The organism is Variovorax sp. CCNWLW235 (assembly GCF_037204085.1).
Lineage (GTDB): Bacteria > Pseudomonadota > Gammaproteobacteria > Burkholderiales > Burkholderiaceae_C > Variovorax.
The window spans coordinates 54977-69498 of sequence record NZ_JBBCBW010000019.1 but is presented as its reverse complement, the minus strand read 5'-3'; the positions used below and the strand labels follow the sequence as shown (position 1 = coordinate 69498).

13 protein-coding genes are annotated in these 14522 nt (G+C 63.8%); 3 read left to right on the top strand and 10 right to left on the bottom strand.

Features of this window, described 5'->3' with window-relative positions:
• Positions 1-39: 39 nt before the first annotated feature.
• Positions 40-963, bottom strand: a complete 924-nt coding sequence (locus V9L21_RS19700) for a shikimate dehydrogenase family protein (RefSeq protein ID WP_337314629.1) — start codon at positions 961-963, stop codon at positions 40-42.
• Between the two features lie 200 nt (positions 964-1163).
• Between V9L21_RS19700 and V9L21_RS19695 the strand changes: the two genes are divergently transcribed.
• Positions 1164-1958, top strand: a complete 795-nt coding sequence (locus V9L21_RS19695; protein WP_157614602.1) for an IclR family transcriptional regulator domain-containing protein — start codon at positions 1164-1166, stop codon at positions 1956-1958.
• 69 nt (positions 1959-2027) lie between these two features.
• Positions 2028-3038, top strand: a complete 1011-nt coding sequence (locus V9L21_RS19690; protein ID WP_337314628.1) for a Bug family tripartite tricarboxylate transporter substrate binding protein — start codon at positions 2028-2030, stop codon at positions 3036-3038.
• Positions 3039-3068: 30 nt separating this feature from the next.
• Here the strand turns inward: V9L21_RS19690 and V9L21_RS19685 are convergent, their stop codons facing one another.
• On the bottom strand, positions 3069-3812 hold the full coding sequence (locus V9L21_RS19685) for a hypothetical protein (protein WP_337314627.1): 744 nt from the start codon (positions 3810-3812) through the stop codon (positions 3069-3071).
• 97 nt (positions 3813-3909) lie between these two features.
• On the opposite strand from V9L21_RS19685, the gene V9L21_RS19680 reads away from it, so the two are divergent.
• Positions 3910-4407, top strand: coding sequence for a hypothetical protein (locus V9L21_RS19680; protein WP_337314626.1), 498 nt, complete (start codon positions 3910-3912; stop codon positions 4405-4407).
• A gap of 20 nt (positions 4408-4427) precedes the next feature.
• On the opposite strand, the gene V9L21_RS19675 is transcribed toward V9L21_RS19680, so the two are convergent.
• From V9L21_RS19675 to V9L21_RS19645, 8 genes are all read right to left on the bottom strand, one after another.
• Positions 4428-5663 (bottom strand): ROK family transcriptional regulator, encoded by a 1236-nt coding sequence (locus V9L21_RS19675; protein WP_337314625.1) that lies wholly within the window; start codon positions 5661-5663, stop codon positions 4428-4430.
• Positions 5656-6462 carry an ATP-binding cassette domain-containing protein gene (locus V9L21_RS19670; RefSeq protein WP_126746754.1) on the bottom strand — a complete coding sequence of 269 codons (807 nt, stop codon included), beginning with the start codon at positions 6460-6462 and terminating at the stop codon, positions 5656-5658. Before V9L21_RS19670 ends, V9L21_RS19675 begins: the two co-directional genes overlap by 8 nt.
• Positions 6462-7427, bottom strand: coding sequence for an ABC transporter permease (locus tag V9L21_RS19665; RefSeq protein ID WP_337314624.1), 966 nt, complete (start codon positions 7425-7427; stop codon positions 6462-6464). Before V9L21_RS19665 ends, V9L21_RS19670 begins: the two co-directional genes overlap by 1 nt.
• Before the next feature lie 20 nt (positions 7428-7447).
• The gene (locus V9L21_RS19660) at positions 7448-8452 is read right to left on the bottom strand and encodes a sugar ABC transporter substrate-binding protein (RefSeq protein WP_337314623.1); all 1005 of its coding nucleotides are present in this window, start codon (positions 8450-8452) and stop codon (positions 7448-7450) included.
• 336 nt (positions 8453-8788) lie between these two features.
• A complete protein-coding gene (locus tag V9L21_RS26390; RefSeq protein WP_443305228.1) occupies positions 8789-8932 on the bottom strand; it encodes a DUF7710 domain-containing protein in 144 nt (47 codons plus the stop codon).
• Positions 8892-9059, bottom strand: a complete 168-nt coding sequence (locus V9L21_RS19655) for a DUF7710 domain-containing protein (RefSeq protein WP_337314622.1) — start codon at positions 9057-9059, stop codon at positions 8892-8894. The genes V9L21_RS26390 and V9L21_RS19655 overlap by 41 nt, the downstream gene beginning before the upstream one ends.
• 113 nt (positions 9060-9172) lie before the next feature.
• Positions 9173-9832: a hypothetical protein gene (locus tag V9L21_RS19650; protein ID WP_337314621.1), complete on the bottom strand. Its 660-nt coding sequence runs from the start codon at positions 9830-9832 to the stop codon at positions 9173-9175.
• Positions 9829-14511 carry an RHS repeat-associated core domain-containing protein gene (locus V9L21_RS19645; protein ID WP_337314620.1) on the bottom strand — a complete coding sequence of 1561 codons (4683 nt, stop codon included), beginning with the start codon at positions 14509-14511 and terminating at the stop codon, positions 9829-9831. The genes V9L21_RS19650 and V9L21_RS19645 overlap by 4 nt, the downstream gene beginning before the upstream one ends.
• Between the last annotated feature and the right edge of the window lie 11 nt (positions 14512-14522).

Below are 14522 nucleotides of genomic sequence, written 5' to 3'. Positions count from 1 at the left end.
GTTGAAATTGTTCCGCTCGGCGCCGCTCCGCAAGCACCTTCAGGCGACGCTGTCGGAGCGATAGCGCAGAGGCGCGGCAATCTCGGCCTGCATGGCGGGCGGATAGATGATCTCGCGCAGAAAATCCGCGTCCTTGCGCAGGCCCTGCGCCGCCTCGGCATGGCCGAAGTACGCGAAGTAGTGCGGCATTTGCTGGATCAGCATTTCGAAGCCGGCCTGCGCGTTGAGCCCACGGGCACGCGCGGCGCGCACCAGCGGCGTCGGCTGGTTGCGCAGCAAGATGTCGAACAGCGCGGCGTGGCGCTCCATGCGGGCAACGTCGACTGGCAGCGCATCAGTTTCTTCCAGCCCCTGCGACGTGGCATTGATGACCAGGTCGTAGCCTTCGGGTGCATTGCTGTCGACCGCCACCACATTGGCATCGAAGAACGCGTCGAGCTTGGCCGCCACGCCAGCCGCCTTGCCCGCCGAGGTGTCGTACAGGGCGATGTGCTCCGCACCGTCGACAGTGCCACCTTCGGCCAGCGCAACGCCAATGGCCGCCGCGCTCACGCCGGCGCCGAGTATCAGCACCCGCTTGCCGCGGAACGGAATGTTGAAATGGTCCAGCGCGCCCAGCAGGCCCTCACCGTCGAACAGGTCGCCCTCGAGTTCGTTGTTCTCTATGCGGCGCACCACGTTGACCGAGCCCGCCACGCGGCCGAACAGGCCGCAGCCATCTAGCAGGTCGACCGCCAGCGGCTTGTGCGGCGGCGCAATGACCATGCCGCGCACGTTGCGGGCCAGGAAGCTCGACTTGAGGAACACCGCAAAGTCGCGCAGCGGCACCTGCATGGGCACCAGCACCGCGTCGATGCCGAAGCGCTCGAACACGGCGTTGAACATCCGCGGCAGGCGCACGTTGCGCACGGGGTCGCCGGGAATCAGGTACGCCAGGGTGCTGCCGGTGATGGAGGTGGTCATGTCTTGCCTCTTTTGTGCGGCAATCGCTCCAAAGCCATTGCCAGGGCGCACTTTATCCACCTTGACTCCCTAGCCTGCTCTGCCTGACATCAAAAATGCTCGTTTATCGTCTTGATGCGTTCGCTCATCGCACAAAAACAGGGTTAATCCCGATGAGAGCGTAACGCGGCAGCACCGTCGGCACGGCAAACTCCCCCACCATGAGCACCGATCTCACCGACCTTTCCCCCGCGCCGCCAGGGCTCGACAAGCGCGACTGGATCGCCGGCCTGGAGCGCGGCGTGAGCATCATCGAAGCCTTCGACGATGCCCACCCGCGCCTGACCGCCAGCCAGGCCGGCGAACGCACCGGCATGACGCGCACGGCCGCGCGCCGCTATCTGCTGACGCTGCAGCACATGGGTTACGTGGCCAGCGACGGCAAGCTGTTCTGGCTCACGCCGCGCGTGCTGCGGCTGGGCCAGTCGTACCTCGACTCGGCGCGGCTGCCGCGCATCGTCCAGCCGTTTCTGCAGCGCGTGGCCGCCGGCACCAACGAGATCGCCTACCTGAGCGTGATGGACGGCGACGAGGTCGTCTACATCGCCCGCAACGGCCCCAACCGCAGCATGAGCACCGGCTACGTGCTTGGCGCGCGCGTACCGGCGCAGGTTACGGCCGCGGGCATGCTGATGCTGGCGCTGCGCGGCGACGCGGAGCTGGCCGAATGGCTCGCCACGCGTGAGCTTCAGGTGTTCACCTCGCACACCATCGCGAGCAAGGAGCGCATGAAGCTCGAGCTGGCGCGCATCCGCGCACAAGGCTGGGCCCTGTCGGAGCAGCAGCTCGACCTGAACTCGCGCGGCATTGCGGTGCCGCTGCGCGACCGGCACGGCATGCTGCTGGGCGCGCTCAACATCACCATGCCCATGGGCCACGAAAGCTCCGAGGACGCGGTGGCGCGCGTGCTGCCGGTGCTGCGCGAGACGGCGCAGGCCATGCGCAACCTGATCTGACCGGGCAATTTGCGGCTGCATTCGTCGGGCAAGATGCTCCCCTCACACAAAAGCAACGGAGACAAATTCATGTCCGACAACTTCTTCCTGAACGATCCACAGTCCACGCGCCGCCAATGGCTGCAAGGCGGCGGCGCGCTGGCGCTTGGTGGCCTGCTGCCTTCGATGGCCTCCGCCCAGGCCGCCTGGCCCAGCAAGTCGATCCGCTTCGTGGTGCCCTTTGCGCCGGGCGGCAGTTCGGAGATCGTGGCGCGCTCCACGGCCGCCGAGCTTTCGCGCACGATGGGGCAAAGCGTGTTCGTCGACAACAAGCCCGGCGCGGCCGGCAACATTGCGATGAGCGAAGTGGCGCGCGCCACCGACCAGCACACACTGATCCTCGGGCACATCGGCACGCTGGCGGTCAACCCCTACATCTTTGCCAAGCTGCCCTACGACGCGAACAAGGACTTCAAGCCCGTGAGCCTGTTGGCCAAGGTGCCCAGCCTGTACGTGGTGCACCCCGACGTACCGGCCCAGAACCTGAAGGAGTTCATCGCCTACGCCAAGTCGAAGCCCGGCAAGCTGAGCTACGGCTCCGCGGGCAACGGCAGTGCAGGCCACCTGGCTTTCGAGTACCTGAAGATGACGGCCAACGTCTTCATGCTGCATGTGCCCTACCGCGGCACCGGCCCGATGGTGACCGACCTGCTCTCGGGCCGCCTCGATGCCTCGGCCATCGGTGCAGCAGCCATTCTTCCGTTCATCAAGAGCGGCAAGGTGCGCTGCATTGCCACGGGTTCGGCCAAGCGCCTGCCGCAACTGCCCGACGTGGGCACGGTGGCCGAGCAAGGCTTTCCGGGTTTCGAGATGACGCAGTGGTACGGCATGCTCGCGCCGGCCAGCATCGAGCCCGCCCAGCTGGCCAAGCTCTCTGCCGAGACGATGAAGGCCGTGAAATCGCCCGACTCCATGCAGCGGCTGACGGGCGATGCGGCCGAAGCTATCGGCGGCACGCCCGAACAGTTCGCGCAGTTCATTGCCGCCGAACAGGTGCGTTGGCAAAAGGTGATTGCAAGGGCCAACATCAAGCCGGACTGAGCCGGGCCTGAACGGCCTCGCGCTGCGCGCTTAAGCCGAAGGGCGCGCCAGCGTTGCGAGTTTCTTCTTTGCGCTTTGCAAAAGGCCGACCTTCTCCACCGGCGGCTGAGCCTTCGTATCCCCAAGCGCGATGATCTCGAGCGCGCCGGGCGCTGCCAGCTTCGACGCGAGCGAGTCGCGCGGCGTGAGGCTGTTGAACCTGATGCTCGAAATGACATGAACCTTCAGATGGCGGTGGATGTTCTTCGACAGCTTCTGGCATGCGGTCTTCATGGCGGATTCGTCGGGCATCAGCTGGCCGTGCACGACGAGGAGCTCCAGCGTGCCGTCCTGGTCCTCTTGCAGGATGAAGGCGCGCATGACCGAGTCCTTGAACTTGGTGCGCAGCATGGAGCGGACCGGCTCGGCTGCGGCAAAAGACTTGAGCGCGATGCTTCGCAACTCGTCGTGGAAGATGAACGCGCGGTCAACCGAGAGGGTCTCGGCCTCGTCTGCCTTCGGCTTGTTGCGCTTCAAAATGCCGCTGCCGACCAGATGCTCCAGCGTGCGCGCTGCATCGTCGGGTTCGAGTTTCGAGCGCTTGGCCAGCTCGCTGGAAGAAAACTGTTGGTCGGGCGCCGCGTAGGCAACCATCAGTAGCTTTTGTACTTCGGGGGCGAAGAGGAAATCTGCGGCACTCATTTTTGCGGTTCGGTTCTCTGCTTGACGAACTGCATTATCGAAACTCCCGCATCGAGGCGGTTCGAACCGTCGAACCGGCTTTCTCCGCGGCATTTTCGAGGCGTATTCCGTCGTGGCGCATGGCGCAGGCCTACAAGGGCCCCCAGTTCCGGTCAGTAGAAAGGCTGAACACAAGCAAGGAGCTTCAGCCATGGGCCTCGAACAGACGATCGGCACGACCGGGCAAACGGATCTTGCGCAAGGCTCCAGCCGTTACTGGGCGCCTTGCCTGGGTGTGGCACTGGTCGCGGTGTCGCTTTTCTATGTCACCTTGAAAGACCTGGTTCAAGAGAGCGCCGCACGCGCGCCCGGGTTGGCACCGGCAGTCATGCCGGCGCATGTCGAGCCGGCCACACCGGCCACTGGCACGCGAGCGTTGCCGAGTGAAGTGACCCGCTCGTCCCCTGAACCGGTCATGCCCATGTCGCCGTATGCGCCCGCTTATGCGCCGCTCGCAAACGCGAACTTCGGGGCCCCTGTAGTCGCTCCGGTGGAGGCGCCCGTCAAGGCCGCCCCGGCTGTGGTCGAGGTGCACAAGTGCGTCATGCCCGAAGGCGAAGCAAGCTATTCCGATGGACCTTGCCCCGAAGGCGCGCAAGCGAGCACGTTGCGGCTGCCGCGCGGCGTGCACGCATCCGCGAGCCTGTGAGCTTGAGGGCGCAAGCCCGCTCAGGCCGCCTTCAAGAACACATCGTGGTCGGGCGCGAAATTGGCGTGCAGCGGCAGCATCGCCCCGCCCAGCGCACAGGCCTGCGCGCCCAGCCTGCCCCCATGCAGCTGCGGCGGCCAGAGCCCTTCCCAGTTGCACTGGGCCAGCGCCGCGCGCGTCTGTTCGAGCAGCGCCTGCAGCAGCGAGCGTGACATCGAACCGTCCATCACCACATCGGCGAGGTCGAGCACAGCCGTGCTGCTCACGATGGCATGCGCCAAGGCCAGCGACGCGGAGCCCAGCCACGCCTGCGTGACTGCGGCATGCGGCGGCTGCAGCGCGCGGTCGTCGTAGGCCGCGGTGGCATCCAGCCCTTCGGCCTGCAGACGCTGCTCCAGCTCCCAGAGCGAAGCCTCGGCCATCACCTGCGGCGGCAGCGCGCCACCGGCCCGCACCGACTGCATCGGCAACGAGGCCAATGCTCCCGCGTTGCCGTGCGCACCGGTGTGCAGGTGCGAATCGATGACCAGCCCGCCGCCCACGAAGGTGTCGACGAAGATGTACAGAAAGCTCTTCAGGTCGTGCCCGCGCCCGCCGACCAGTTCGGCCACGCAGGCGGCGACCGTGTCGCGCGCAAAGCTCACCGGCACATCGGTGCGCGCCCTCACCTCGGCCAGCAGGTCCATCTGGTTCCACTCGTCCGACTGGGCCTTCGACAGGCCCAGCGTGCGGTGCCAACCGCCAAGCAGAAAAGGCGCGGCCAGCCCTACGCCCACGTTGCGCACAGCCAGCGGCCCCAGCCCGTCGCGCAGGCGGTGGATGTGCTCGGCAATGGCGGGCAGCAGCGCCTGCGCATCCGGAAAGTCGTAGCTCATGGCATGCCGTTCGCGCACCTGTGCGGCAAAGTCGATCAGCAACCATTCGGCGCCGCGCCGCCCTACCTTGATGCCGATGGCAAACGCACCGTCGGGGTTCAGCGCCAGCGGCACCGAAGGCTGCCCGATGCGGCCGCGCACGCGCCCCTGCTTCACGATGAGCTGGTCTTCCTCGAGCCGGGCGGTAATGAGCCCGATGGTCTGCGCACTCAGTCCGGTCAGCCGCGCAAGGTCGGCCTTCGGCAGGCTGGTGTGAACGCGCAGGGCCTGCAGCACCACGCGCTCGTTGAACTGGCGCATGCCCACCTGGTTGGAGCCGCGCGGGCGCAACAGGTCGGGCGGGCGCAAACCGGCGGCAGCAGAGGCATGTGCATCAGGCATGCGCCTCCGCGGGCAGTTGGTCGGCCGTCATGGCGCCGGTCATCACGGCCACTGTATCGCTCATGCTGATGTTCTTCGGGTTGAGCACCGCCGCGCGCTTGCCGAGCCGCGCCACATGAATGCGGTCGGCCACCTCGAACACATGCGGCATGTTGTGGCTGATGAGCACCACGGGCAGGCCGCGGTCGCGCACGCGGCGGATCAGCTCGAGCACCATGTTGCCCTCTTTCACGCCGAGCGCTGCGGTGGGCTCGTCCATGATGACCACATGCCGCGCGAAGGCTGCGCTGCGCGCCACGGCCACGCACTGGCGCTGTCCGCCGGAGAGCGTTTCGACCGCCTGCGTCATCGACTGGATGCCGACCTTCAGGTCTGCCATGCGCGCGGCGCTTTCCTGCAGCATCTTTTTCTTGTCGAGCATGCGCAGCACGTTGCCCATGAAGCCCGGGCGGCGCAACTCGCGGCCGAGAAAGAGGTTCTCGTAGATGGTCATGGCGGGTGCCACGGCCAGGTCTTGATAGACCGTCTCGATGCCCGCGCGGCGCGCGTCGAGCGGGTTCCGAAAATGCACCGGCGCACCGTCGAGCAGTATCTCGCCTTCGTCGGGCACCACCGCACCCGAGAGCGCCTTGATGAGCGACGACTTGCCCGCGCCGTTGTCGCCGATCACCGCGAGGATTTCTCCTTCGCGCAGCTCGAAATCGACACCGTCGAGCGCCGTCACCTGGCCGTAGCGCTTCACCAGGCCCTTGGCCTGCATCACGACCTTGGCGGATTGAGGATTGGCCACGGCGTTCATCAGCGTGCTCCCCGGCGCGAGAGTTGATCGGCCGCCACCGCAAGAATTACCAGCACGCCCGTTACCAGCACCTGGTAGATCGACGACACGCCCATGAGCGTGAGCCCGTTGCGGAACACCCCGACGATGAGCACGCCGATGAGCGAACCCAGCACGATGCCGCGCCCGCCGAACAGGCTGGTGCCGCCGAGCACCACCGCCGTGATCGCGTCGAGGTTCTCGGTCTGCCCCGCGTTCGGATCACCCACCCCGGTGCGCGCCACCGACAGCAGCGAGGCAACGCCATAGAGCACACCCGCCGCCACATACACGCCCAGCAGCACGCGCTGCGTGGGAATACCGACCAGGCGCGTGGCCTCGGCGTTGTTGCCCACGGCATAGATGTGCCGGCCCGCGGCCGTTTCGCGCAGCACGAACCATGCGAGCGCATACAGCACCAGCACCAGCATCAGCACCGCGCCCCACGCCACTTCGGCGCTGCCGACGGTGAAGGTGGTGCCCAGCCCCGTGAGGCCGGCGGGCAGATCGGTGATGGTCTGCGAGGACGAATACAGCTGCGTGATCGCGAACGCGATGTTCAGCGTGCCCAGCGTCACGATGAACGGCGGCAGCTTGATGCGCGTGACCAGCAAGCCGTTGAGCAAGCCGAACAGCGTCGTCACGCCGATGCCGCACAAGATGGCCACCGGCACCGGCAACCCGAGCTCGGTGGCGAACTTGGTCATGATGATGCTGCCCAGCGCCATCACCATGCCGCACGACAGGTCGATGCCCGCCGTGAGAATGATCAGCGTCTGGCCGATGGCGATCACGCCGACCACCATCACCTGCTGCATGATCAGCGAGAGGTTGCCGCCCGTCAGGAAGCGGTCGGACTGGGTCGCAAAGAAGATGCATGCGCCAAGCAGGGCCAGCCACGGCCCCAGGGCGCCCCACGGAATATGGTGCGTCGGAGATTTCGCCATCTAGATGCTCCGGGCTTCGATTACTTCTTGCCCCAGCACAACTCGGCGCCGGTCTTGGTGTCCTTGCTGTCGACGCCCGGCACGTTCTTGCCGGCGATGAGGGTCACGCCCGTGTCGACGTAGCCCGAGGCCTTCTTGCCCGTCTTGGCATATTCCACCCCCGCCGCCACGCCCATGGCCGCCATCTTGAGCGGGTACTGCTGCGAGGTTGCGGCGATCACGCCGGCGTTGGTGTCCTTGATGCCCTGGCAACCGCCGTCGACCGACACGATCATCACGCCCTTCTCCTTGCCTGCGCGCTTCAGCGCGTTGTAGGCACCGGCCGCGGCGGGCTCGTTGATGGTGTAGACCAGGTTCACGTCGGGCGCCCTCTGCAGGCAGTTTTCCATCGCCGTCTGCGCCTTGGCCTGGTCGCCGAAGCTGTCGGCCATGCACACGATTTCGGGCGCCTTCGAGAGCTCGTTCGACTTGGCATCGTTCGCCGCAAGCCCGAAGCCCTTCATGAAGCCGTTGTGCCGCTGCGCACCCACCGGGTGGCCCGGCAGCAGGTCGAGCGCGACGATCTTCGCCGGCTTGCCGGCCATCGCGGCCTTGGCGTATTCGCCGATCAGCACGCCGGCCGTGTAGTTGTTGGTGGCAAAGAGCGCATCGGTCGCCTCCGGCGGATCGGCCGGGCTGTCGAGCGCAATCACCATGATGCCCTTGTCGCGCGCCTTCTTGATCGCCGGCACGATGGCCTTGGCGTCGCTCGGCGTGATGAGGATGGTCTTGGCACCCGCGGCAATCATGTTTTCCATGGCCGTGATCTGGCCCGCGTTGTCGCCGTCGGCCTTGCCCGCGCCCGAAAGCAGCTTGGCGCCGAGCTTCTTGGCCTCTTCCTGCGCGCCCTCTTTCATCTTGACGAAGAAGGGGTTGGTTTCGGTCTTGGTGACGAGGCCGATGACCGGCTGGTCGGCGGCAAAGGCAGCGGACGATGCAGCCAGGGACATGGCCGCCAGGGCCAGGATGGAGCGGGAGCTGAGCATGTGTGTGTCTCCGTGGTCAGGCGGCGATGCGCCTGCGGTCTTGGGATCCGGATGCGAGCCGTGGAAGGCGTGGAGCATCCGGGCGCAGGGAGACTATCGAGCAGCAGAGGGACTAAATCAAGTGGATTTAGTTATCGAAAACCCGAGGGTGAACGTGAGGAGTGGTAACAGGCGGGCGGTAGCGTGACCCCTTACTTAATTCACAGCCACGCCAATCAGTTGCTCAACTAACTTCATTGGAAAAATCACTCACGAGCACTCTAGGTCGTAAAGATCATCGATGAAATATTGAGCCGGCGCGCCGAACAAGAACAGTCCCAATGCTCGCAACAGCCGCTAATCCGAGACCCCGTTTTCGTAGTGCACATGGTCTTGTGCAGCAGACGAAAAACTTTGAATGAATTCGGGCGATCTATCATTTTTGTCTTTTATCTTGAAATTACCGCTCTGGATCGCCCATTTGATAAACGGAAACTCCAACGGGGTATTTGGTAAGCATCCCGGTCAATTTGTTCGCCATGATCCACGCTTCCGCTTCTGCCTTTTCTTTAAAGACGGCGGATGGAGTCCGTGCACCTGCACCATTGAATATCCACACGTGGTTCATACGAGCAGCTCCATGCTTACCAAGCGACAAATCGCACTTTCTACCTCAGAGGTCTTGGGCCCTTTTATTCGCCGGGGCACTCCGTGTCGCCCCGCTACCTTGAGTCTATCTTTTCACTTTCCTACCTCATCCAAAATGGCGTGCGGGAGGTTGCCCCTAATGCACATCACAAGGTCCTTGACCGCCGGTTCTTCAGCGAATTTCAGAAGGGCGTGGCAAAAAGAAACCTTTTTTTTCATCTTTCGAGCGCCATGGGTATTGATTTTCCTTTCGGCCGACCCCAACGGGAGCTCATAGTCAGTAGAAATTCCAGTTAGATGAAATTTCTTTTTGCGCTTAGACCTTGTTGTTTTTCCGAATCGCAACTCAAGGAAATCATTAATCACCAAAGAACCAAAATCAAGTGATTCATCCAGGAGAAGCTCGATCGAGTAGATCAGCAAAGAATCGATTTTACTACTGCAAAACCTAGACAATTCGGTGCATATTCTGGCACCAGCCAAATCTACGCCATTTGAAATAAATTCTCCTTGACTGAAGTAGTTCTTCAAGTTCAAGCTTGAATCCAATCCTATCAAACGATAATCTTTCTCGTACAAGCAATAAAAATCGTCACCCGTCATTTGGTAAGAATTCTTCAACAACTCACCGACTGAAAAATCGCGCAACCCAAATAGATCAGGAGTCGATATATATTTTTCTGTCAGAAAAATTCGCAGCAGCTGACTTACAGAAGCGTTTAGCACTGGCAGATTATCGATATAATTTTTCATTTAACAAGAACCCCTCTTTCGGCGAGGTCGCGTACCTTTTCCAATTCTTTTGCTCTGTCAGTTCCAGGGAATCGATCTATCCCGCCTTGCGCCTGTTTTGCTATTTTTGAGTGATTCTTTGGTTTGCTTAAAAAATCGACAACGCACTGACAGGCCTTTGCCTGCTGAGATTCAGGCAGATTTCTAGTCGCCGCATCAACTGGCTTGGTGGTAAGTCCCTGACCATCATGAGTTGGAACAACTCCAATGTGTCCGCCTGCCCTCGGAAGGCCTGGTCCTTGGACATTGACGTGTACACCGCGCGCTAATGTGTCTTGAGCAGCGGTATTCCCCATTGATGCTTCATAACCAGCCAAACCTCGGGGATCAACCCACCGCACTGGATTCGGCGCGTACTGATGCATATTGGGGCCGCCGGCGAGCCTGATCGGGTCACTTGACACAAACCGCCCGCTATCTGGATCGTAATATCGATACCGGTTGTAATGCAGCCCCGTTTCCTCATCGAAATACTGCCCCTGGAACCGGATCGGATTCCTGAACCCCGCCCTTCTCCCCGCCTCGCTGATCGTCTCGCGCGCCTCGCCCCAGGCCTTGTGCTGCGCCGACCATGCAATGCTTCCTTCATGGTCCGTCAGCTCTTGCGGCGTACCGAGGTGGTCGCATTGGTAGAACGCCATCTCCTTCCTGTCGAAGGCGCTCGGCACGCTGCGCTGTTCGCCATTCCAGAGCGGATCCTGCTCGATGTCGTACGCGCCGCCGTTCGCCTCCATCAGCGCCTTCACGTCCGGCGTTTCGCTCAGCGCCATGGCGCGCGGCTGCCTGATCTGCATCAGCGGCACGAAGGAGTCGCGCTCGTGGATGTAGTGCACGCTCCATCCCTGCCCTTGCTGTTCGTTCAGCGCAGCGGTGCTTTGGGTGCTTTCGAACGCGAGCACGTCGCCGTCCCAACCGAATGAGGTGGTCGCGTCGCCTGATCGCTTGGCGATGCGGCGGCCCAGCGGGTCGTAGCTGAAAGCGGTGGTAATGCCATCGGGATCGGTAGCGGCCGCCATGCGGTTGAAGCCGTCCCAAGCAAAGACGGTCTTGCGCCCGTTCTTCACACGTTCGACGAGATTGCCGCGCGCGTCGTAACGGTAGCTGGTGCCTGCGTATTCCTTCAGCAGGTTGTCGAGCAGCTTGCTGGCAGTGCGCTGCACCGGACCGTTAGCCTGGGCAGGGTCGACGATGTTGCCCGCGGGGTCGAAGGCGAATACCTCGCGGCCGAGCCGGCTGTTGGCTTCGAGCAGCTGGCCGACCGGGTCGTAGCGGTAGTCCAGCCGGCCGCGGCGGCTGTCGCCAATGGCGGTGAGCTGGCCGGCCTTGTCGTAGGTGTAGCGGCGGCTGAGTTCCAGCGCATCGGCGGGGCCGCGGCCGGTTTGCGAAATGCGCTGCTCCAGCAGGCGGCCGGCGGGGTCGTACTTCTGGCGCTGGCTCAGACCGTTGCCCTGCTCCCTGGCCACTTCGCGGTGCAGGTCGTCGCGTTCGAACCCGAGAATGTCTTGCCCATCGACAAGAAGGCCGTGCACGTGGCCAGAACCATAGGTGAGCCATTGGGTCACGTGGCCATCAGGGCGGGTGGTGGCAATGCGCTCGTTGAGTTCGTCGTAGCGGTGTTGCCAGACCGCCGTGCGCGCATTTGCCAGGTAGTGGTGGTGCTCGCGCGTCAGGTTGCCGGCCGGGTCATAGAACCACTGCAGGCGCGCATCGCGATTGGCGGCCTCCACCAAGCGGCCATTGCGGTCGTACGCAAAGTGCTCCACCTGGCCTTCGCCCGCATTCCGCTCGACAAGGCGGCCGAGCGCATCGAACTGCAGTTGAGTCGCGTGGCCGGCTTCGACCACTTCGGCGAGCGTACCGGTGGTCGCCTCGTGGCGGTAGTGCGTGGTCTTGCGGTCGAAGCCGGTTTCTTCCAGCAGGCGGCCCACCGGGTCATAGCGAAAGTTGTAGTGGCTGCCGTTTTCGTTCTGCAGCTCGGTCAGCCGGCCCAGCAAGTCCCAGTGGTATTTGAGCGAGCGGCCTGCAGCGTCGGTGCGGCCTGCGATGAGGCCTGCACGCGTGTAGCTGTAGCGGGTGCGACGGCCGAGCGCGTCGGCGTGCGCGAGCAGGCGCCCTTCGGCATCGTGCGTGAAGTGCTCGCTGGTTTCGTCGGGCAGCACAACTTCTTCGAGCTGGCCCGCGGCGTAGCGGTAGCTGGTGGTGTTGCCAGCTGCATCCACGGCCTTGGTCACGCGGCCGCGCTGGTCGTACTCCCATCGGCTGGTCTTGGCGGAGCAATCGGTGTAGCTGAGCAGTTGCCCTGAAGGGGAATAAACGAGCCCCTTCACGCCGCCCTTCGCATCGGTCACGCGCACGGGCCGCCCGGCCTTGTCGTAGGCGTACTCGGTCTTGTGGCCCAGCGGATCGATCTCTTCCGTCAGATGGCCCTGGGCATCGTAGTCGCGCTTCCACACGCCGCCCTCGGCGTCGCGAATGCCCGTGAGACGGTGCTGGCTGTCGTACTCGAAGTGCACCCGGCTGCCGTCGGCCCGGGTGTGCGTCTGCAGGTTGCCGTCCTCGTCGTAGGTGTAGTCGTCGGTGGTGCCGTCGGTATGCACATGGCGCGTGACGTTCTTTGCGCCGTCCCGAAAGAACCATTCCTCCAGCTTGTCGGGGTGGATGACGCGGTAGGTGTAGCCCTCGATGTCGTAGTAGTGCCAGGTCTCGCCGCCCAGTGCATCGGTGACGTAGGTTAGGCGGATGTTGGCGTCCCACTCCAGCTGCAGCGCAAAGCTGCCGTCGTCGGACCACTCGCGCACGGCCTTGGCGTCGGCGCCGGTGCCGTCGTACTCGAGGTTCATGCCGCGGCCGGTGCGGTCGGTGTAGCGGGTGACCAGGTGGTGGCTGTAGGTGTAGCTCCAGCTGGCGCCGTTCTGGTCCTGCGCGGCAATCAGGTCATGTTCGGCGTCGTGCGTATAGGCGGCCAGCTGGCGCACGACCTGGCCGTCCTTCAGCTCCCACAGCGACCGGACGAGGCCGGTCTTCGCATCGGGCTGCGTGCCCACGTGGGCCATGACCACGTCGCCCTGCTTGCTGATGATGTCGCTGAGCACTTGCTCGCCTGAAGAGGCGATCACGTGGTCGTAGCGCAGGCCGATGGACTGGCCGTCTTTGGCCTGCTGCGTCACCAGCCGAAAGTGCGGCTGCTTGCTGTCGACCAGTTCGTAGAGTTCGCGCCACTCGGGTTGCGCTCCCGCTGGCAGCGGCTTGCCGAAGTCGAGCGCCAGCAAGGTTTCGCTGAGGCGCGAGACGGTTATCTCCTCGATGGCATCGCGATACGCCTGCCCAACCGCCAGCACCGGATACGAGTGGCTGCGGCCGTCGGCTGCGTGATAGACCATGCTCGCGCGCCCTTTGCGAGCGCCGCGCGTGGGCGTCGTGATGTCCACGCGCATGCTGTAGGGCGTGATCCACCGTGCACCCAGGCTGCCTCGATCAAAGGCGTCCAGGTCGCTGGCGTAGGTGCGCGCCCATTCGATGGGCAGCGGTGCGGCAAGCACGAAATCAGTGTGCGTGAAGCTTTCATTGCCGGTCGCGAGGCTGATCGAACCGCCTACACGCGCCGGCGCAGAGCAGTTCTTGCAGCCTGGGGGCGGTCCATGCGCATCCGCCTGCTTGCTGATGTGGCCGAGCGCCGCACCCGGCTTGTCCTTCTCGGCCTTGCTCCCCGCCTGCGGCGACACGAGCGCAGAGCCCTTGCCCTTCTTGCGCAGCAACGCATCCCGCAGCTTGTGCAGCAGCCACATGATGCTGGCCTGCGCCTCGCGGTCGGCCAGCTTCGACAACTGCCCGCGCAGCAGGCGCTTGAAGTCCAGCATCTGACTGATCACACCCTCGACCCGGCTCGCGACGCCGGCGGGCAGCTGGCTTGCCGCCGCCTTGGCCACGTAGTTGGCCGACTCCTTGGTATAGCGCACCGCGCTGCCCCACATGCGGCTCCAGGTGCTCTGCGTCTTCGGGTCGTGCACCTTCGTTTCTGCCGAGCCGGGCTTGGCCACGGTGAACAGGTCCTTCTGCCCGAGCACGCGCCGAAGAATGTCCACGAGGTTGTCGATGATCTTGTCGGCCAGGTCCGCGCAGCTCTTCAGGATGCCATCGAGCTTGCCTATGGCGCCGTCGATGAACTTGTCGAGCTCTCCCACGATGGTGGCGTTGAGGTGCCCCACCAGCGTGGTGACGATCGCCTCGCCGAGGTTGGAGGTGGCGCTCTTGAGTTGCTGCTTCACCAGGTGCAGCGTGGGCCGCAAGCTCATGCGCGCTGCCGCCATGGTCGGCGGCAGCGGGATCAAACCGATGAGGTTGATGCCAAGGCTCACCCACGTCAGGAATGCTTCGACCCCGTCCTTGGCTTTTTTCTCGACGATGTTGATGATGTCCAGGAACACATCCACCAGCGCCATGATGTTGCCGACGATCGGAATGCTGCCCAGCACCATGGTGAGCCGCTCGAGCGTGACATAGCCGCCACTGAAGGAGCGCAACCAGTCGTCCACCGCCTTGCTAGCCGCTGCAACGTCTTCCTTCACGATGGTGTTCAGCGGCGCGACGGCCGTCTGCGGTTCGCGCTGCGCCGGCGCCTTGGTTTCCCCCGTCCCTGACATTTCTTATATTT